The following is an 18,081-nucleotide window of genomic DNA, read 5'->3' as shown; positions in this document are numbered from 1 at the left end:
CGAGGTCGTGTCCCTACGATCGCACTCCATGGACCTCAATATTTTCATCGACGGCGACCAGGGCACCACCGGCCTTGACCTGCAGAACCGACTCCGGGGGGAGGAATTTCGCATCCGCACATTGCCGGCAAGCCTGCGCAAGGATGCGGCTGCCCGCCGGACCGCTCTCAATGAGAGCGACATCGCAATCCTTTGCCTGCCCGACGCCGCGGCGCGAGAGGCGGTGGCGATGATCGAGAACCCGTCGGTGCGTGTCATCGATGCCAGCTCTGCGCACCGCACCAGCCCGGGTTGGGTCTACGGCCTGCCGGAGCTCGATGCATGGCAAGGCGAGCGTATCGCCTCGGCACAGCGGGTTACAAATCCGGGCTGCTATCCCACGGCCGCGGTCGCCTTGCTGCGACCGCTGACGGATGCGGGCCTGTTGCCCGCCGACTATCCGCTTGTCATCCACGCCGTCTCAGGCTATTCGGGTCAGGGCAGGGCGGGGGCGGAAGCGCACGAGGCCGGGGCCGGGGCGCATTCGCTGAAGGTCTATGGCCTTGCACTCGAGCACAAGCATGTGCCGGAAATCGAGGCCTACGCCGGCTTGACGGACAGGCCGATTTTCGTGCCGGCCTATGGCAGCTACCGGCAGGGCATCGTGCTCACCATCGGACTGCACACGCGAATGCTTGCCGACGATGTTTCTGGCGTGCGCATCCACGAATGCCTCAGGGAACGATACCGCGATGCGGCGCATGTGCGTGTGATGCCGATGTCTTCCGCCGCGCCGACGACCGAGCTGGACCCGCAAGTCCACAACGGCTCAAACGACATGAGTCTGGCCGTTGCATGCAATGAACGCACGGGTCAGATCGTCTTGAGCGCAGTTCTCGACAATCTGGGCAAAGGTGCCGCAGGCGCGGCCGTGCAGAACCTGCGCCTGATGACGAGGGCTTCGTAGCCCGCGTTTCCAAAGCGCCCATTGCTGATCGAAAGTCGGGGCCACCGCTCTTCAGACCGCTTCGCCGTGACACGCTCCCGGTACGTCGCGGCGCTCGCCCGGATCGGGTCATGCCGAACGCGCTGTTCGAACAGGTCATCAAGAGATGCGAGAGGTGGCACCACCTGGCATCCTGCGCCGGAAGTTCCGAACATGGGCTTCCTGCACTACGCGCCTGCGGGAAACAAGGTGGTCCTGCAGGTGGTCACTGGATCTGGAGCCAGACGCCGTCCGCGACCAGACTGCGCCGCAAGCGTGCGACATCGATCGCCTGCATCGGGTCGGACCCCGCCTGCGCAGCGGCGGTCCCCGCGGCTTGCCCCATCACGAAGCAGCCCCCGCTCACGCGCGCTGCTGACTGCCCTTCATGAGTCATCGACGCGCAGCGCCCTGCAACCAGCAGATTCTGGACCCTGCGAGGAACGAGCATTCGCCAGGGTAGATCGTTGAAGGACCTGTCGCTGTCTGTCGGAAAACGCCAGTCGATGCGGCCCTCGGCGTGCAGTTCCATCGGCCAGGTGTTGATTCCGATGCTGTCGTCGAACTGCGCCGAAGCAAGGATGTCTTCGCCACTGAGTGCGTAGGTGCCTTCAATGCGGCGAGTCTCTCGGATTCCGACCTGAGGCGCGATGTCCACGATCTGTGCCTTCTCGAAGCCAGGCACCCGCTCGCGCAAGAAATGAAAGTAGTTCACGATCTGGCGTCTGCCCTCCCTCTCGCCATCACTGAGTTGACGGGCGTCGACGCCGTTCATCGCGCCCCCTTCGGCGTTTCTCAGCTGGGTCACGTTGGCGCGCCACTCGGTCGGATTGATCTGCGGGCGCAAGATTGCTCCTTCGCGTGGAAACTGGTAGCGGTCCGGATGCTCCTTGTGTGCACGCTCCATGAAATCGTTGATCGCCTTGAATTCACCGATTGCGGCGAGAGCGGGCTCGGGGTCGACGTGGCCGACACGAAACATGGTGGTCGGAAAAAGCCCGCTTCCGGCACCATCGCCAACGACAAACGGAACACCTGCGTAGGCTGCGACGTCGCCATCGCCAGTGCAGTCGATGAACACGCCACCGCGGATTGCCAGGCGGCCTGACTTGGTTTCCACGACGAGTGCTGCAATCCGGTCGCCTTCCATCAGCACACCTGCTGCGGACGCATGGAAGAGACACTGGACGCCGGCGGCATCGAGCATCTGGTCAGCAGCGCATTTGTATGCGGAAACGTCGTAAGCCCTGACACGGATCCTTCCCTGCATGCCGTCTTGGGGTTGGTTCAGTCCGCCCAGCGCCTCGAGGCGGGGGAGCAGATCGTCCACCACGCCGTGCACCATCTGCTGCATCTCTCCGTTGTGGCGTCCGTACAGGCCAGCAAAATTTGTCACGCCGCCTGCGGTGCCCATTCCGCCCAGAAAGCCATAGTGTTCGATCAAAAGCGTGCGTGCACCGTGACGCGCTGCGCTGACGGCGGCAGCGATTCCGGAGGGCCCGCCGCCTGCGATCACGACGTCGTATTCACCGAACACAGGAAGGTTTTTCGATTCCTCGATCATCGTTTGCATCTGAATTCCTCGTTGATCTTCGAGAAGGCGGGTCGCGCAACCCTATGTTTAGCCAGTGTGTGCATCGTTGGCCTCCAGATCAGTCCAGCGTGATACCGTTCTTCTCGATCACCGGTTTCCACCGCGTCACCTCGTCGTTCACCATGCTGCGAAACTGTGCCGGAGTGTTTGCGACAGGCTCCATGTACTGCGCGTGGAGCTTCTCCTGGACAGATGGCTCGGCGAGGATCTGCACGAGTTCGCTGCGCAAGCGATTCACGATCTCGGGTGGCGTTCTGGCCGGGGCCACGATCCCGATCCAGGCATCTGCTTGGATCTCGGGCGCTCCGACCTCCGCAAGCGTCGGCAACTGGGGCAGAAATGCCGAGCGCTTCGACGAGGCGATCGCCAGAGCCTTGATCCGCCCTGATTTCACGAAAGGCATGACGGTCGCGGCTGGCAGCACACCCATGTCGACCTCACCAGAGATGATTGCCGTGACCGCAGCGCCCGAGCCGGGATATGGCACGTGCACAAGGTTGGCCGAAGAGCGTGCTGCGAGCGCCTGCATGGCGAGGTGCGACGCCGATCCGGCACCGATGGACGCGAAGCTGTACTTGCCCGGGTTCTTCTTCAACTGAGCGAGCAGATCGATGGCGTTGTCCGCCGCGAACTTGGAAGATGTGACCAGAACCGCGGGCTGGGACGCGGCGACCGTGATGAGCTCGATGTCGCGCGCAGGGTCGTAGGACATCTTCTTGTAGAGCAGGGCGTTGACGGCCAGGGTGCCCGCGATCCCGATGCCAAGCGTCTGCCCGTCGGGGGGCGCTTTCGCCACCGCATTGGTTCCGATGTTGCCGGAAGCTCCCGGCTTGTTGTCCACGACGACCGGTTGACCCAGGCGCGCCCCGAGCCTTTCGCCCACAAGCCGGGCGACCAGATCGGGGGTTGAGCCCGGCGCGAAGGGCACGATCAGGTGGACCGGTCCCCTGGGGTACGTTTGCGCGTGGGGCGAGGCCGCAGCCAAGCCTATGAAAAGGGAAATAAGCCACTTGAGTGGCAAAGAACGCCGCATGGTATGTCTCCGGGATTTTTGGCTCTGAACGCCGGCCAGTTGTGGCGACTTTAGGTTTCAGCCATCATTGCGTCCATGCGATGCCTCACATACTCGTCAGCAGGAATGTAAATAATGGACATGCGACTCCTGGCGGTCTTCGACGAGGTGTACAAGACGCGCAGCGTCACACGGGCCGCCGAAAACCTGGATATTCCCCAGACGTCCGTGAGCTTGGCCTTGGCCCGGATGCGGCGTCAATTCAACGACCCGCTCTTCGTACGGACTGCGGAAGGCATGGTGCCAACGCCCCACGCCGCTGACCTGTTGGGACCGTTGCGCCAGGCCCTTGAACTGCTTCGGCTGGCCACCCGTCAGCAGGTCGTCTTTGACGCGGGAAGCTCCAGCCGACATTTCAGGATTTGCATGACAGATGTCAGTCACCTCGAATTCCTGCCGCGGTTGATTCATCGCGCGGCTCAGGTCGCACCTTCCATCCATATCGAGGTACTGCGCATCGGGCCTGATACGCGCCGGTTGCTCGAGAACGGTGAGGCGGACCTGGCCGTGGGCTACATGCCGGAACTGGAGGCCGGCTTCTATCAACAGCAGCTATTCGAGCAGGGCTTTTCGTGTGTGGTGCGGAACGACCATCCGCGCGTGGGGAAACGCATGACGCTGACGCTGTTCAAGCGCGAAAAGCACGTGGCCATCACAGCGCCCGGAACGGGACACGACCTGCTGCAGCAACAGTTGAAGCGCTTGGGTGTCGAACGCCGGCTTGCGCTTTCGCTCCCGACCTTGCCTGGCTTGGGGAACCTGCTTGCGCAATCCGACCTCGTTGCAACCGTGCCGGAGCGGGTCGCACAGATGCTGGTCAGTATTGCTGCGGTGAAGTTGCTCGCGCCACCCTTTGAACTGCCAGCCTTTGCCATCAAGCAGCACTGGCATGAGCGTTTTCACCTTGACCCGGCGAATCGTTGGCTCCGTTCGATGATCGCCGAGATGTTTCTCGAGTGAATCGAAACGTGGAATGCGCACACGGGACGATCCGTGGCCGCCATCGCGCTCCGCAGGCAAATCGCATCGAGGTTTGAGCGAAGTTGCGAATGTCCTGAAGGCCGGGCATCGTCACCCGGCCGTCATGGCGGCAGTCAAGGAACAGATGGAGCGCTTCGCTCACACCTGCGATCAGGTCGTACCCTAGGACTCGTATCTTTCCCTTGCAGAGCGATAGGTCCGGCGTGATCGCCTTCTCGTCTGACGTCGGCCTCTGGGAATAGGCGTGCTGCTCGCCACCCGGTTCGGCTGCGCTCAGTGCCGCAGAGAGCGTGAACTCCGCCGGTCCGAGGTCATCACCAGCTTTTCGAACGCGGCAACAGTGTTACGGGCGCACGGGGATCACGGCCAGCGACGAGGACGCGCTGGCAACGAGCCGGGAGCACTCTGGGCCGTAAAGTCTGGCGTTCGCGAAGGCGACCTGCCGACCGACTCGTTCCACGCCGGCCACTGCCACCAAATGACCTTCCTTGGCGGCCGCCTGCATGTTCACCGTCAAACTGATGGTGGCGCACGTGGAGCCAGGCTCGAGCCGTGACAGGACCGCCATTGCCATGGCGAGGTCCAGCATGCTGGCCAGAGTGCCTCCGCTCACCACGCCATTTCCCTGCGTTGCAGTTCGCTGCGCGGTGAACCGGATGACAAGTTCCCCGTCGCGGCTCTCCAGCAGCAGGGCCGACAGGTTAGCCAAGGCGGGATTGACCTCCAGCGGCACGTTTCGGCGGCCAGAAGACACCGCTTCTGCCACAAAGGCGCGGGTGGGGTTGTCCTCTTCGGACAAAGACTTCGACATGTCCCGTGGACCTATGGTTCAACCAACAGGGTCTTGCGCGTGTGATCGGGCGTCGCGACTTCGTACCCGAGATCTTCAATGATTCTGGCCGCCTTGGCGACGAGTTCGGCGTTGTCGCGCGCGAGTCTGCCCGGCGCGACATACAGGTTGTCTTCGAGACCCACCCGCACGTGCCCACCGAGGATTGCGGCGGTGGCGACCATCGGAAACTGGTCCGGGCCAATACCAAAGGCACTCCAGTGCGCGCCTGCCGGCAGCAGACGCTGCATTTCGGCCAGCACCGTGGGCGTGGCCGGCGCGCCCCAAGGCACTGACATGCACAGCTGGAAATAGGCGCTCCTCGGGATGGCTCCGGTCGCGATCAGGTGACTCGCCAGGCGGGCGTGGCCGAAGTCGAAGACCTCCAGCTCCATCGTGACGCCGCGGGATTGGATTTCCGCAGCCATCTCGCGCAGGTGATTTGCCGGATTGATGAAGGTTGCTTCTCCGAAATTCATCGTCGCGACATCCAGGCTGCAGATGTCGGGCTTGAGTTTCACCACGTGTGCAACCCGCTCGTGTGGCGTCATGAGTTCTGCATCCGGGATCGGCACGACGCGGAACGGCGCATCAGCAGGCACCGTCAGCATCGTGCCCGGACCGGTCGTCAGGTTGATCAATACGTCGCAGCGGGACGCGCGGATGCGCTGCACGACTTCCTCGTAGTAGGCGAACTTCGTGGAGGACTTGCCGGTCTCGGGGTCACGCACGTGAATGTGGACGATGGATGCGCCTGCACGTGCCGCATCGATGGCCTGGTCCGCGATCTCGCGCGGCGAGGCGGGGACGGCGGGGTTCTTCGCTCGGGTGTCGCCCGCTCCGGTCAGGGCGCAGGAAATGATGACGGGAAGGCGCTTGCTCATTGGTTTGGGTGGAGGTGGTGAAGGGGGAGCGCAGAAAAATCAGCGGCGGACTCATTCATCTATATTGCGATACGAGTCGTATCGTAGCAAATAATAAATGTGCTTGGCGATCGCGTCAACGAAAAAGTTGCAAACCTTTTTCTATAAGAGACTAGGGTAAACACCAAAAAATCAAATGGAATCGAGACGTATAGTATCGAAATAGTTTTCTCTTGGAGCTGCTGTGAAACTCGGAAGATTTGTCGTCCAGGGCCTCGATGGCCCCGTCCATCGCATCTGCATGGTGCTGCCGGAGCAATCCCGCGTCATCGATCTGCGTGCGGCAGAGGTTCTGCGGCAAGAGTCGCGCGGTGCGAGCCGCGAGGCCGCCCTGCGATACGCCTCGGCCGTGTTCCCCGAAAGCATGTCGGCGGCCATCGCCCTGGGCGAGGAATTCCTCGAGACCGCCAACGAGGCGGCGACCCGCCACGGCGACGACGCCTCGCGGCCATTCGAAGGGCTGCGTTGGGGCTCTGCCTGCGACCCGTCCATCGTGCGCGACGGCCTCACCTTCGTGAAGCACATCCGCCAGTTCCACGAACGAATGAAGCTCACGCCCGCGCCGGCGCTGCTGCAAGTTCCTGGCTACTTCAAGGGTTCTCCCTGGACCGTGATCGGTCACGAGGCAGAGGTGCCGTGGCCGGCGCGCGCCGAGAAGATGGACTACGAGTTGGAGATCGGCTGGGTCATGGGGCGCACCGCCCACAACCTCACGCCCGAGACCGCACGCTCGCATTTGTTCGGTGTCACGATCTTCAATGATTTCTCGGCCCGCGACCTGCAAGCCAACGAGTTCGCGATCGGCATGGGTCCGACCAAGAGCAAGGACTTCGCCTATGGCATCGGGCCGTGGATCACAACCATCGACGAGTTCCCGCACCTGGACCGTATCCGCATGGCCGTGCGGGTGAACGGCGAAACCTGGGGGGAGGGCGACACCTCGGAGATGCTCTGGAGCGTCGAGGAACTGATTGCCTACGTGTCTCTCGGCGATCACGTGCAGCCGGGCGATGTGATCGGCTCGGGGACGATGGGCAATGGTTCGGCGCTGGAGCTCGGCCGCAGCCTCCGCCCGGGCGATGTCGTGGAGCTGGAGGTGTCAGGTGTCGGGGTCCTGCGCAATCGCATGGGCCAGCCCGAGCAGGGCACTTGGTGGCCGATGCCGCGCGAACCTTTCATGTAGGAAGACGGCGGTGAAGTTTTCCCTGGGAACCTTCTCGCCGCAGGGCGGTGGGCGATTCGCCGCGCTGTGCTTCGGCGAACGCGTGCTTCCCCTGCATGCGCTGCGTGCGCAGGCGTTGCACTGCGGTGCCCAATGGTCGGAGGGCGCCTCCGTCCTTGACCTTCTGCAGGACTGGGATCGCAATGTGGCGGTGCTGCGCACACTGGCGGACCAACTCCCGGCGCAGCACGATTCGTCAGTGCCGATGTCCAGCCTGCGGGTGCATCCTCCAGTGGATCTGCCGCGGCAGGTGCTCTGCACCGGGGCGAACTATCGCAAGCACGTGGTCGACCTCACGCTCGACATGGGCGTGGGGCCGGAGGGACTCAAGGGCGCAGCGCTGCGGAAATGGGCCGAGGACATGATGGACGAGCGGGCGGCGAAGGGGGAGCCCTACGTCTTTCCGAAGCTGCCTTCGTCTATCACTGGGGCCTTCGACCCCGTCGTGCTCCCCGCCACCACCGAGAAGCCGGATTGGGAGCTGGAACTCGCCGTCATCATCGGCCGGCCGGCGCGCAACGTACGCCGCGAAGAGGCGCTCGACTACGTCGCCGGGTACTCGATCGTGAACGACGTCTCGGCGCGGGACCTGATCGCCCGCACGGACTACAAGATGCTGGGCACCGACTGGCTCAGATCCAAGTCTCCCCCGACGTTCATGCCATTTGGTCCGACGCTGGTTCCCGCATGCTTCGTGCAGGACCCGCAGAAGCTGCAGATCACTCTGAAGCTGAACGGACAGATCATGCAGGACGAGTCGACGGCCGACATGCTGTTCGACGTTGCACGGCAGATCGAATACATCAGCGCGCAGGTGCAGCTCTGGCCCGGCGATCTTATTGCGACCGGGTCCCCGGCGGGCAACGGCACGCACTACAACCGCTTCCTCAGGGAGGGCGACCTCATCGACTCGGAAATTGAGGGTCTGGGCAGACAGCGCAATGCATGCGTGCGGCAGCAGCAGACAGACTGATCACGCATCATGGAATACGGAACGAATCGAAAACTGGCAACCAGGAAGGACCTCGACGTGAACACTGAAGCAATCTTCGAAAAACAAGGCGAAAGAAGCCCGGCACGCCCGCGGCAGGTGCGCCGCATCGTTACGGGCGAGAACGCGCAAGGAAAATCCATTCTTGTGTCGGATGGGCCGGCGCCGAACCACACCACGGATCCGGGTACCCCATTCGCTCAAGTAGTATGGGTGACGGGCGACGCCGCAGCTCCTGGTCCCGATCCGGCTCCAGCCGGTCACAAGTTCGGATTCCATTCCAACGGGGGCTCCCTCCTGCGCATCGTCGACTTCCCGCCGGATGAGAGCTATGAGCCGTCTCAATTGGCACGATTTCTGGACGATCACGGGGTGCGGGACAAGGACAATCCGCGGCATTTCTGGTTCCACAAGACACAGTCCCTGGACTACGCGATCGTGCTCGAGGGCGAGATCCACGCGCTGATGGATGAGGGTGAGGCCCTCATGCGCGCTGGCGACGTCCTGATCCAACGGGCGACCAATCACAGCTGGTCGAACCGTTCCGGCAAGCCCTGCCGCATGGCTTTCGTGCTGCTGGATCTGGAGCTCAGTACCAAGACGTGAGCGCGTCAAGTCTCAGGAGAAATCCGGCACACGCACAATACGCGACCGCTCGCCTGCTCGGCGGCGTTTCGCTGTACCCACAGGGTCCCGGATAATGAGACCACAGCCGTAGCCATCAGGAATTCCTTGCCTACCAAAACTTCTTCCCAAGCGGCCGCAGCCAAGGCTGGTGCCCGCTCCTCCGCTGCGAAGCTTGCTGCCCCGGGCGCGGGAGTGGCCCGGCCGCGCTTGCCCGGACGTGCGCGCAGCGATACATCGCGCGTGGCCATTCTTGATGCCACGCTGAAGCTTCTGGAGACGACGCCGGTGCAGCAGATCTCGATCGAGTCGATTGCGCGCGAGGCAGGCGTAGGCAAGGCCACCATTTACCGCTGGTGGAACTCGAAGGCTGCGGTGGTCATCGAGGCATTCCTGCACACCCACGTGAGCCACACGCCGATGCCGAAGGGTGTCGGCCCGCGCGAGGCGCTCATGCGTCATATCCACCTGCTGGTTGAGGAGTACAGCGGCTGGTCGGGGCGCATCGTCTCGCAGATCATGGCCGAGGGCCAGGGCGACCCGGACGTGCTGCGCGAGTTTCGCGAACGCTTCTGGTACGGGCGAAGGGCGGTCGTTCGCGAAGTGGTCGAGGATGCGCGGCGCCTGGGCGAGTTCCGCAGCGACCTGGACACGGAACTGCAGATGGACATCCTGTATGCGCCGATCTACTTCCGGCTCCTGATGCGGCACCTGCCGCTGGACAAGAAGTTCGCGGACGCACACTGCGCTGCGATCACGCAGTTGCTGGCGCCGCCTGAGAAGGAAGCCGGCGCTGCACCGGCCAGGAAGCGCAAAGTCGCGTGAGCGTCGGCGGCTGGGCCGCCTCACGGGAGTTTTTTTCAGCCCTCGGGCAGGGCCGAGGCCTCCACCAGCTTCTCGTACGTGGTGTCGGCACCGGGCAGGCCGGAACTGCGGCGTTGCTCGATGAGGAGCTCGATCCCGGCGCGATCTGGGTACAGCGAGGCCGGCGTGGCGAGAAGCATGGAATCCACAGCCAAGGCGGAGAAGCCCGCCAGCGTCGGTGCCTGCCGCGCTTGCTCCGGATCTTTGCTCATGCGTTTGCGCGCGCCCTCGAGGCCACGCAACCAGGTTGAAAGGGCGGGGCGCAGCCGCTGCAGAGCGCCTGCGCTCACCACGAGGCCTTGCCCCGGGAAAGCAGGATAGCGCTCCTGCACCGTCGCGATGCGGCTGAGGCCAGCCTTGAGTGCCATGGCGTCGAAGGGAGGGCCCAGCAGGGTGGCATCGCCACGACCGGCGAGCATGGCGTCATACCGTTCCTGCACGCCGCCCACCGGCTCCAGCGCGTAGGCGTCCGGCCCGAGTCCCTCCTCGGCAAGCATGGCGCGCAAGGCCACGATGAAGCCGTTGCGCGGCGCGTCCACGAGGATGGTGGCGCCGCACAGATCCCGGAGCCGGGCACGGCCTTTCCGCCCCACAAGGGTCAACGGTGTCGTGCGTTCCAGCTGCGCGATCACGCGGAAATCCCGAGGCCCCTGACGCAGGTTCCAGTCCATCACGTTGTCCATGGCCGTGACCACGGCATCCGCTTGGCCGGCCATTAGTGCCTCGAATTGGGCATCGGACGAAGGGTTGCGCCCGGCCTTGAGGGCCACGCTTGGCGTCAGCTTCAGCACCTCGGCGGTCACGGCCAGAGGGAAAGGAACGAACCAGAGAAGGCGCAAGGTGTGGGACATAGGCCGTCGCGTTGCGTGTGGAAGCAGCTCTTCATCCACGTGCACCTGCACGCGGGGGTCGTGGGCTGCGAACATGCTTTTTTCCTTCGTCAGGTCAACTCGAGTTTGATTCCGGAACGCTTCACGACCGGAGTCCATTTCTCCCGTTCGGCGCGGATGTAGGCCGCAAATTCCGCTGGCGTGCTCCCGACGGGCTCGCCGCCGTACTCGTGGTACCGCTGGATGACCTCCGGCTTGCGTGCCAGCGCGGCGCAGGCGGCAGACAGCTTGTCCAGCACCGCCTTGGGTGTTCCTGCGGGCGCAAGAAGGCCGAACCATGTCGATGCGTCGTAGTCGGCAATGCCCAGCTCCTCGAAAGTCGGCACATTCGGAAGCAGCGCATGGCGGCCCTTGCCCGTGACGGCCAGCGCCTTCAGCTTTCCCGCGCGGATGTTGCTCATGGACGCCGCGAGCGCGTCGAACATCACCCGCGTTTCGCCCGCCAGCAGCGCCGCATACGGACTGGTGGTGTTGTAGGGGACGAACTGGTAGCTGGTCCCGGTGAGCGCGCCGAACCACACACCCAGGAGGTGCTGGAAGGTGCCGATACCGAGCGTCCCGACGGGGATGGTTCCCGGCTGGGCCTTGGCCAGCGCCACGAGTTCGGATGCCGTCGAGGCGGGCAGACCCGGGTGGGCGACCAGCACGCTGCGCAAGGCGGTGAGCTGGCTGATGGGTTCGAAGTCAGCGGGCTTGTAAGGCAGCTTCGTGTACAGCTCGGACATGTAGCACAGCGAACTCGGGATGCCGATGTGCAAGGTGTAGCCATCGGGAGGTGCATTGGCGGCCAGCGCGGTGCCGATCGTCGTCGCGCCGCCGGGGCGGTTGTCGATGAACACCGATTGCCGCAAGAGGGCCCCGAGTCCCGCAGCCCAGAAGCGCGAATCGGCGTCCAGGCCGGAGCCCGGCGGGTTCGCCACGATGATGCGCACCGGCTTGTCGGGATAGTCCTGCGCCAGCGACTTGCCGGCGAGCGTTGCCATCAGCATTCCGGCGCCGGCGCCCAGCGCCTGCCGTCTCGAGATCGTCATGGTTTATCTCCGCAGTGGGGGCGTCGGATAACGAAAGGCGCCTTGAAATTGCCTTCCCATAATACAAGACGAGCCGTATTGCAAATATCGGGGAAGCCCGTAGTTGACGCATATGGTTGCACAACGGTTCGAGGGTTTGCCCTAAATTAATAACGATACGGTCCGTATAGTATTCAGGTCAGTTCCAGTACATCAACAGAGACAAGCAAGAAGCTCGGGCGAAGCCAGTTCGCCCGGTCGCTTCGCCAACATCGGTGCTTGGCTTTCGAGTGCTGGCCATGGAGTCTTCTCACTCTCGAAAGGAAAAGAGCATGAACATCCTGGGGCCTGATTCCCTGGTCTTCGGTGTCGATGACCTCGATGCCTGCATTCGGTTCTTCACCGACTACGGCCTCACGCCGGTGGGCATCGACAAATCCGGCGGGCGCTTCGAGGCGGTCGACGGCACCTCCATCGTCGTCGCGCACAGGAGCGATCCCGCGCTGCCTGCCCCCATGGACACCGGCACGATGCTGCGCAAGACGATCTACGGTGTCGCGGATCGTGGGACGCTGGAAGCCATCGCCGACGAACTGGGCCGCGACCGCGAGGTCAAGCGCTTGCCCGACGGCTCGATCGAGGCGTCCGACGACATGGGCTTTGTGCTGGGTTTCCAGGTCTCGGTGAGGCGAAAGATCGACGCGGCGGCCGAAGCCGTGAATTCGCCGGGCGCCAAGCCGGGCCGGGGGCCCAACGTCGTCGGGGCGAATGCCAACGCGGAGTTCCGGCCGCTGACGCTTTCGCACGTCGTGTACTTCGTGCCCGACCAGGTCAAGGCTTCCCGGTTCTACGTGGACCGGCTCGGCTTCCGTTGCACCGACCGGTTCACGGATGCAGGCACCTTCCTCCGGCCCGCGGGAACCCTGGATCACCACACGCTGTTCCTGATCCAGACGCCGGCCTTCATGAAGGGGGTGGAGCATTTCACGTTCCATCTTTCGGGTCCCACCGCGGTACTCCAGCGCGGCACCGACTTTGCCGCCAAGGGCTACCAGACCTATTGGGGCCCGGGCCGGCACAAGTTCGGCTCCAACTGGTTCTGGTACTTCAACAGTCCGGTGGGCTGCCACGTGGAATACGACGCGGACATGGACCTGCACGACGACAACTGGGTCGCGCGGGAAGCACCCATGCAAGTCGATGAATCGCAGATCTTCCTCTTCCAGCACCGAGAGAAGTGGGCGCCTGGCGGCCCGGCGCCAGGTGGCGAGGCGCATTGAAGAGCCGGCATGCGCGCGTATCTCTGCAGGCTCGACGAGCTTCCTGACGGCGCGGCGCGTGGCTTCGATGCCGCAGGCATGCTGCCAGGAGCGATGTTTTTAGTCCGGCACGGCGGCCGCGTGAGGGGGTGGCTCGATGCCTGCCCGCATGTCGACGGCGCGCCGCTGGCCTGGCGCAAGGATGCCTACCTCAGCGCCGACAGGAGTTCGATCGTTTGCTATGGGCATGGCGCGGTGTTCGACATCGATACCGGTGTCTGCATCAAAGGACCCTGCGTGGGACAGGCGCTCAGGCCTGTGACGCTGGAATGCGACGAGGGGGCGTTGTGGATTGCATCACCACGCGCCGACAGCTGACAACTTTTACGAGGGCTTCGAGATGAATTCGACAGTTGGCTTGCGGGCGCGGATTGCCCTCATGGCCGCGCATTGCGCGGGAATGATTGACATCGTTGCGCTCCCTGTATGGGTCGGAACGCTCATCGCACGGTTCGGATTCGACCCGCAACAGGCGGGCGCGCTGGCCACGCTGTTCCTGGCAGGCGCCGTCACGGCGAGCTTGGGCCTGGCACCGCGCTTCAATCGCTTGCGCGGCCGCCACTGGCTCGTTCCCGCGGGCTACGCCGTGTCGGCCGCTGCGTTCCTGGCCTGCATGCGCACCGGCCAGTTCCAAACGCTGGCCATCCTGCATCTTGTGGCGGGCATGTCCACCGGCCTCGGCTTGAGCATCACGCACGGCACCGTCGCCCTCACGAACAATCCGCATCGGCTGTTCGGCTTCATGCAGGTCGCGGTGGGCGTACTTGGCATTGCCTACATGGCAGCCGCCCCGCAGATCATTGCGCAGGTGGGGGGCGCAGGGCTCTTCGCAATCTTCGGCGCAATCATGCTCGCGGCGAGCATCATCACGGCCCTGGCCTTCCCGAAAGTACACCCGGCGCAGGCAGAAGCCGTGGCGCACGGTGCGCGGCCAGCGCGGATACCGAAAGCCGCGTGGTGCGCGATGGCAGGCATCAGCCTCATGAACGTGACGCAGGCCATGGTGTTTTCCTTCATGGAGCGGATGGGTGCGGACCGCGGGTTCACACCGTCCGACCTGCATGTCATGTTGATCGCTGTCGGTATCGTCAACCTGATTCCAGGCGCGGTCGCCGCGTTCCTGCAGCACCGGCTCGATGCCCGCAAAGTCGTTCTTGCAGGCGCGACAGTACAAGCCGTCCTGGCGGTGGTGCTTGTTTCGAGCACCGCATTTCCTGCCTATGCGGCGGGCGGCGCCTTCTTCGTTTCCGCGGTGATCTTCACGCACATCTTCACCTTCGGGGCACTGGCCAAGCTGGACCCGTCCGGGCGGGCCGTATCCGCGACGCCTGCAATGCTGATGATTGGTTCCGCCATCGGCCCGATCCTGGGCGGCACGCTGGTGAAGTTCTTTGGCTATGGGGCCATCGGCTGGGCCGCGGTCGCGATCGACGCCGTGGCCTTCTGCTTCTATCTGCAACTGCGAAGCCACTCCGTGCATCCCGATGCGCAGGTGGCAAGGATTCACCCACAAACATGACTGAACAGGAGACAAATCCATGAACAACACCAAGCGGGTGCTCGTGGTCGGAAGCGGCATCGGCGGCGCTACGGCAGCCTATGCGCTGGCCAAGGCAGGCCTGGAGACCCATTGCATCGACATCCAGCCGGCCAGGTCGGCGCTGGGCTCGGGAATCTGCCTGCTTCACAACACGATGCGTGCCCTTTCGGAGATCGGCCTGGCCGAGCCTTGCCTGGAAAGCGGCCTTCGCTTCGAGGTGTTCAAGCAGTACGACGCTGCCGGGCACCTTCTCATGTCGAACCCGACGCCGCCGGGCATCGGCATCCGCCGTCCTGAGCTTGCTCGGATCCTCGAGACTTCGGCCAGCGAGGCGGGCGCGAAAATGGAGCGCGGCCTCACCGCCAGGAGCGTGACCGATCGCGGAGATCGCGTGGAGGTGGAGTTCTCCGACGGGCGCGAGGCTGCCTACGATCTCGTCGTTGCGGCCGACGGCGCCTACTCGAAACTGCGCGAGCGGTTCTTCGGCGCCGAGCATGGCGTGTGGTTTGCCGGCCAGAGCGCCTGGCGCTTCAATGCGCCGCGGCCGCCCGAGGTCGACGGCTTCTGTCTGTACCGCTCGCCCGACGGCAAGCGCACCGTCGGTGCGCTGCCGACATCGAAGGAGATGTGCTACCTGTTCTTCCTGGAGAACAGTGCCCAGCACCTGCATTGGCCGGACGACCAGTTGGATGTTCTGGTGCGCGAGCGGCTCGCGGGCTTCTCCGCCCCTGTGATCCGGGATGCGCTGGCACTGGTCACCAGCCCGCAGCAGGTGCTGGTTCGCCCCTTCGACATCACGTTTGTGCCGGCCCCCTGGCATCGCGGCCGAGTCGTTCTGCTGGGAGATGCGGCGCACTCGCCGACCCCGCAGATGACGTCCGGCGGCGGCATGGCCATCGAGGATGCCGTGGTGCTCGCCCAATGCCTGACGGCGAAGGCCCATGTTCGGGAGGCCTTGGAGGCCTATTCGAAACGTCGACTCGAGCGCGTGTCGACGGTGTGGAATGCTTCGCTGCAGTTGTGCAAGTACGAGCAGGAAGCCGTACCGAATCCGCAAAGGTCGGCCGCGCTCATGCTGCAGACCTACCAGTACCTCGGCCAGCCCATGTGAGCGCCCCCGTCGGCCGTGAAGGGCGGAAAATCACGGGCATGAAGTCCATCATCGACCCGGCCTGGCACCACTTCGTGAAGGTGGCGGAACTGCGGTCGGTGTCGCGTGCGGCCGTGGCGGCGGATGTTCCGCAATCGGTGGTCAGCCGGTGCATCGCTCAGCTCGAGCGCGACGCAGGCTCCCCCCTGTTTCGCCGGACCGGCCGCGGCGTCGTCCTGACCGAACTGGGCGAGCAACTGTATCCCCGGATCCAGCGGCTGATCGCCGAGTCGGAGAGCTTTGCCGACGACGTCCGGGCGAGCAGGGGTGTGCCGGTGGGCGACGTGCGCCTGGGGCTTCTGCCCTCGACCGTGCCGGCGCTCGCCGGCCCCCTCTACCAGCGCATCCTCAAGCAGTTTCCCCAGGTGCGATTGCACCTGACGGAGGGTTCCAGCTCCCAACTGCAGGAGATGCTGGACCAGGGGCGGCTGGACCTCTCCTTGCTGCTGCGTGACGGTGGCGAGGCGAGCGCGGACGAGCCAGTCTTGATGGAGGGCGCGCTCTGTCTCGTGGCCGCCAGCAGCGACTCGCTCGCAAGTCGCCGGCAGATTCGCTTCGAAGAAGTCTCCCGGCTGCCGCTGGTGCTGCCCGGTGAACCTCATCCGCTGCGCGAGAGGCTGGCGGTGCTGGCGCGCAAGATGGGCTTGAGCTTGCGCGTCGTCGCCGAGGCGAACTCGATCCGCTTGCAGCATGAGGTCGCGGCATGCGCCGCGGGCTATGCGATCACTGCTCCGTCCATCGCTCCACATGATCAGGGCCGGCTCGTCGCGTTGAAGATCGTGGAGCCGGTGCTGTCGCGCGCGATCGTGCTCGCGGTCGCCCGTCACCGGCCGCACACGCTGGCAACGCGGGAGATCCAGGCACTCCTGCTGTCGATGGCACCCGCGATCCTCTCGCAGGAAGGCTCCGCAGGCTGAGGTTTCGCCGGAGTGGATAGCTGTTATCGCGCACGCACTCTCGCTTGTTGCGCGCAGCGAACCTAAAGTGCCTCTCATCGTTGCTGTGCCTCGATGAGGACAGCTTTCATTCCACCACCAGCGAATCGAGACAACATGCTTCCCTACAAGCGCGCAGACGCCCGGGCCTGGGCCCGTGACCACCTGATCGGCTGCTCTTCCGTGACCATTCCGAGTTACTCGGCCGATCTGAAGAAATTGAACGAGCGCGGCATACGCCACGACGTGGCCCTGTCCAAGGAACTCGGGTTCAAGCACACGCTGCTGTGCGCCGAAGTGGCCATCACGCCGGAGGAGAACGCACAGTTCACCGCCTGGGCGGCAGAGACCGCGGGTCCGGGCTTCGGCCTGTTCTTCCATGCGGCCTTCAACACGCTGGCCGAGAACATCCAGGCGGTCAAGCTGGCCGAGGCCGCCGGCGCCACCATGGTGCTGCTGTCCTATCCCGCGCAGTTCTGGCCGACCACGGAGCAGGAAGTCTTCGACTACACCAAGGAACTGTGCGATGCCACGAACCTGGCGGTGATGCTGTTCCCCCTGCCCGCCTGGGGCTTCGAGCGCATCCATCCTGCGGGCATGTCGGTCGCATTCGTACGCAGCCTCCTGAAGGCATGTCCGAACATCGTGGCGATCAAGTCGGAGCAGGGCTTTCCATTGCCCGCCGGCGTGTGCGAGATGTACCACCACTTCCGCGACGAGGTCGTCATCAGCTGCCCCATCGAGGGCGACGCCATCCCGCTCATGAGCGTGATGAAGATGCAGTTCTCCGGCACCAGCAACACGCAGTGGATGGGCGACTACTATCCGCGCGCCTTCGAACTCGCCCGTACCGGAAAGTGGGAGGAGGCGATGGAGCTGTACTGGAAGGTCAACCCGGCACGCGGTGCCAATGGGGCCGCCACCCAGGCCTACATCGGCGGCACGTCGGTGCTGAACCGGACCATGTGGAAGTACCAGGACTGGCTCGCCGGCTTCAATGGCGGCCCGCTGCGCGCGCCGGCCATGCGCATTCCCGATCGCTTCCTGAAGGTGCTTCGCCAGGGCCTGATCGCTTCCGGGCTTCCGGTGACAGCCGACCCCGACGGCGAGTTCATGGTCGGCCGGCATCCCTGCTGAAGCCAGTTGCCGGACAGCCATTGCCTCCAAAAAAAG

At 64.2% G+C, this 18,081-nt stretch carries 19 protein-coding genes; 12 read left to right on the top strand and 7 right to left on the bottom strand.

All coding sequences use genetic code 11. The annotated features are described in order from the left end of the window. The first annotated feature begins 28 nt into the window (after positions 1–28). Positions 29–946, top strand: a complete 918-nt coding sequence (gene argC / locus ACAM55_RS25865) for an N-acetyl-gamma-glutamyl-phosphate reductase (RefSeq protein ID WP_369657122.1) — start codon at positions 29–31, stop codon at positions 944–946. Here argC and ACAM55_RS25860 read toward each other — a convergent pair. From ACAM55_RS25860 to ACAM55_RS25850, 3 genes are all read right to left on the bottom strand, one after another. After that, positions 853–1,140 carry a nucleotidyltransferase family protein gene (locus tag ACAM55_RS25860; RefSeq protein ID WP_369657121.1) on the bottom strand — a complete coding sequence of 96 codons (288 nt, stop codon included), beginning with the start codon at positions 1,138–1,140 and terminating at the stop codon, positions 853–855. The two genes, argC and ACAM55_RS25860, sit on opposite strands and share 94 nt — an antisense overlap. Before the next feature lie 50 nt (positions 1,141–1,190). Beyond that, positions 1,191–2,537 carry an FAD-dependent oxidoreductase gene (locus ACAM55_RS25855; protein ID WP_369657120.1) on the bottom strand — a complete coding sequence of 449 codons (1,347 nt, stop codon included), beginning with the start codon at positions 2,535–2,537 and terminating at the stop codon, positions 1,191–1,193. Between the two features lie 79 nt (positions 2,538–2,616). Beyond that, positions 2,617–3,591 (bottom strand): Bug family tripartite tricarboxylate transporter substrate binding protein, encoded by a 975-nt coding sequence (locus ACAM55_RS25850; RefSeq protein ID WP_369657119.1) that lies wholly within the window; start codon positions 3,589–3,591, stop codon positions 2,617–2,619. A 114-nt stretch (positions 3,592–3,705) separates the two neighbouring features. Between ACAM55_RS25850 and ACAM55_RS25845 the strand changes: the two genes are divergently transcribed. Beyond that, positions 3,706–4,590: a LysR family transcriptional regulator gene (locus ACAM55_RS25845; RefSeq protein ID WP_369657118.1), complete on the top strand. Its 885-nt coding sequence runs from the start codon at positions 3,706–3,708 to the stop codon at positions 4,588–4,590. A gap of 364 nt (positions 4,591–4,954) precedes the next feature. Here the strand turns inward: ACAM55_RS25845 and ACAM55_RS25840 are convergent, their stop codons facing one another. Continuing rightward, positions 4,955–5,422: a PaaI family thioesterase gene (locus tag ACAM55_RS25840; RefSeq protein ID WP_369657117.1), complete on the bottom strand. Its 468-nt coding sequence runs from the start codon at positions 5,420–5,422 to the stop codon at positions 4,955–4,957. Positions 5,423–5,433: 11 nt separating this feature from the next. After that, the gene (locus tag ACAM55_RS25835; RefSeq protein ID WP_369657116.1) at positions 5,434–6,324 is read right to left on the bottom strand and encodes a 3-keto-5-aminohexanoate cleavage protein; all 891 of its coding nucleotides are present in this window, start codon (positions 6,322–6,324) and stop codon (positions 5,434–5,436) included. A 223-nt stretch (positions 6,325–6,547) separates the two neighbouring features. On the opposite strand from ACAM55_RS25835, the gene ACAM55_RS25830 reads away from it, so the two are divergent. From ACAM55_RS25830 to ACAM55_RS25815, 4 genes are all read left to right on the top strand, one after another. Next, positions 6,548–7,546, top strand: coding sequence for a fumarylacetoacetate hydrolase family protein (locus ACAM55_RS25830; protein WP_369657115.1), 999 nt, complete (start codon positions 6,548–6,550; stop codon positions 7,544–7,546). 10 nt (positions 7,547–7,556) lie between these two features. Then, positions 7,557–8,558, top strand: a complete 1,002-nt coding sequence (locus ACAM55_RS25825; RefSeq protein WP_369657114.1) for a fumarylacetoacetate hydrolase family protein — start codon at positions 7,557–7,559, stop codon at positions 8,556–8,558. Positions 8,559–8,615: 57 nt separating this feature from the next. Continuing rightward, positions 8,616–9,182, top strand: a complete 567-nt coding sequence (locus tag ACAM55_RS25820) for a cupin domain-containing protein (RefSeq protein ID WP_369657113.1) — start codon at positions 8,616–8,618, stop codon at positions 9,180–9,182. Positions 9,183–9,443: 261 nt separating this feature from the next. Continuing rightward, positions 9,444–10,025: a TetR/AcrR family transcriptional regulator gene (locus tag ACAM55_RS25815; protein WP_369657112.1), complete on the top strand. Its 582-nt coding sequence runs from the start codon at positions 9,444–9,446 to the stop codon at positions 10,023–10,025. Positions 10,026–10,060: 35 nt separating this feature from the next. On the opposite strand, the gene ACAM55_RS25810 is transcribed toward ACAM55_RS25815, so the two are convergent. Further along, positions 10,061–10,990, bottom strand: a complete 930-nt coding sequence (locus ACAM55_RS25810) for an ABC transporter substrate-binding protein (RefSeq protein WP_369657111.1) — start codon at positions 10,988–10,990, stop codon at positions 10,061–10,063. A 14-nt stretch (positions 10,991–11,004) separates the two neighbouring features. Beyond that, positions 11,005–11,985 carry a Bug family tripartite tricarboxylate transporter substrate binding protein gene (locus ACAM55_RS25805; protein ID WP_369657110.1) on the bottom strand — a complete coding sequence of 327 codons (981 nt, stop codon included), beginning with the start codon at positions 11,983–11,985 and terminating at the stop codon, positions 11,005–11,007. 311 nt (positions 11,986–12,296) lie between these two features. Between ACAM55_RS25805 and ACAM55_RS25800 the strand changes: the two genes are divergently transcribed. The 6 genes from ACAM55_RS25800 (at position 12,297) to ACAM55_RS25775 (ending at position 18,045) form a co-directional block, all read left to right on the top strand. After that, positions 12,297–13,244: a VOC family protein gene (locus tag ACAM55_RS25800; protein ID WP_369657109.1), complete on the top strand. Its 948-nt coding sequence runs from the start codon at positions 12,297–12,299 to the stop codon at positions 13,242–13,244. A 9-nt stretch (positions 13,245–13,253) separates the two neighbouring features. Further along, positions 13,254–13,601 carry a Rieske (2Fe-2S) protein gene (locus tag ACAM55_RS25795; protein WP_369657108.1) on the top strand — a complete coding sequence of 116 codons (348 nt, stop codon included), beginning with the start codon at positions 13,254–13,256 and terminating at the stop codon, positions 13,599–13,601. 61 nt (positions 13,602–13,662) lie between these two features. Then, positions 13,663–14,802 carry an MFS transporter gene (locus tag ACAM55_RS25790; protein ID WP_369657107.1) on the top strand — a complete coding sequence of 380 codons (1,140 nt, stop codon included), beginning with the start codon at positions 13,663–13,665 and terminating at the stop codon, positions 14,800–14,802. A gap of 19 nt (positions 14,803–14,821) precedes the next feature. Next, positions 14,822–15,934 (top strand): FAD-dependent monooxygenase, encoded by a 1,113-nt coding sequence (locus ACAM55_RS25785; protein WP_369657106.1) that lies wholly within the window; start codon positions 14,822–14,824, stop codon positions 15,932–15,934. Between the two features lie 38 nt (positions 15,935–15,972). After that, positions 15,973–16,890: a LysR family transcriptional regulator gene (locus tag ACAM55_RS25780; RefSeq protein WP_369657105.1), complete on the top strand. Its 918-nt coding sequence runs from the start codon at positions 15,973–15,975 to the stop codon at positions 16,888–16,890. 135 nt (positions 16,891–17,025) lie between these two features. Next, a complete protein-coding gene (locus tag ACAM55_RS25775; RefSeq protein WP_369657104.1) occupies positions 17,026–18,045 on the top strand; it encodes a dihydrodipicolinate synthase family protein in 1,020 nt (339 codons plus the stop codon). Positions 18,046–18,081 lie beyond the last annotated feature (36 nt).

The organism is Variovorax sp. V213, from assembly GCF_041154455.1.
Classification (GTDB): Bacteria; Pseudomonadota; Gammaproteobacteria; order Burkholderiales; family Burkholderiaceae_C; genus Variovorax.
This window is presented reverse-complemented; position numbering and strand designations above follow the sequence as displayed.

Bases quoted from the DNA above. Each gene is read 5' to 3' on its own strand.
- ACAM55_RS25795 (WP_369657108.1), top strand. From the start codon at position 13,254: ATGCGCGCGTATCTCTGCAGGCTCGACGAGCTTCCTGACGGCGCGGCG.
- ACAM55_RS25775 (WP_369657104.1), top strand. From the start codon at position 17,026: ATGCTTCCCTACAAGCGCGCAGACGCCCGGGCCTGGGCCCGTGACCAC.
- ACAM55_RS25840 (WP_369657117.1), bottom strand. From the start codon at position 5,422: ATGTCGAAGTCTTTGTCCGAAGAGGACAACCCCACCCGCGCCTTTGTG.
- ACAM55_RS25805 (WP_369657110.1), bottom strand. From the start codon at position 11,985: ATGACGATCTCGAGACGGCAGGCGCTGGGCGCCGGCGCCGGAATGCTG.
- ACAM55_RS25810 (WP_369657111.1), bottom strand. From the start codon at position 10,990: ATGTTCGCAGCCCACGACCCCCGCGTGCAGGTGCACGTGGATGAAGAG.
- ACAM55_RS25800 (WP_369657109.1), top strand. From the start codon at position 12,297: ATGAACATCCTGGGGCCTGATTCCCTGGTCTTCGGTGTCGATGACCTC.
- ACAM55_RS25780 (WP_369657105.1), top strand. From the start codon at position 15,973: ATGAAGTCCATCATCGACCCGGCCTGGCACCACTTCGTGAAGGTGGCG.
- ACAM55_RS25835 (WP_369657116.1), bottom strand. From the start codon at position 6,324: ATGAGCAAGCGCCTTCCCGTCATCATTTCCTGCGCCCTGACCGGAGCG.
- ACAM55_RS25850 (WP_369657119.1), bottom strand. From the start codon at position 3,591: ATGCGGCGTTCTTTGCCACTCAAGTGGCTTATTTCCCTTTTCATAGGC.
- ACAM55_RS25790 (WP_369657107.1), top strand. From the start codon at position 13,663: ATGGCCGCGCATTGCGCGGGAATGATTGACATCGTTGCGCTCCCTGTA.
- ACAM55_RS25845 (WP_369657118.1), top strand. From the start codon at position 3,706: ATGGACATGCGACTCCTGGCGGTCTTCGACGAGGTGTACAAGACGCGC.
- ACAM55_RS25855 (WP_369657120.1), bottom strand. From the start codon at position 2,537: ATGCAAACGATGATCGAGGAATCGAAAAACCTTCCTGTGTTCGGTGAA.
- ACAM55_RS25785 (WP_369657106.1), top strand. From the start codon at position 14,822: ATGAACAACACCAAGCGGGTGCTCGTGGTCGGAAGCGGCATCGGCGGC.
- argC (WP_369657122.1), top strand. From the start codon at position 29: ATGGACCTCAATATTTTCATCGACGGCGACCAGGGCACCACCGGCCTT.
- ACAM55_RS25860 (WP_369657121.1), bottom strand. From the start codon at position 1,140: ATGTTCGGAACTTCCGGCGCAGGATGCCAGGTGGTGCCACCTCTCGCA.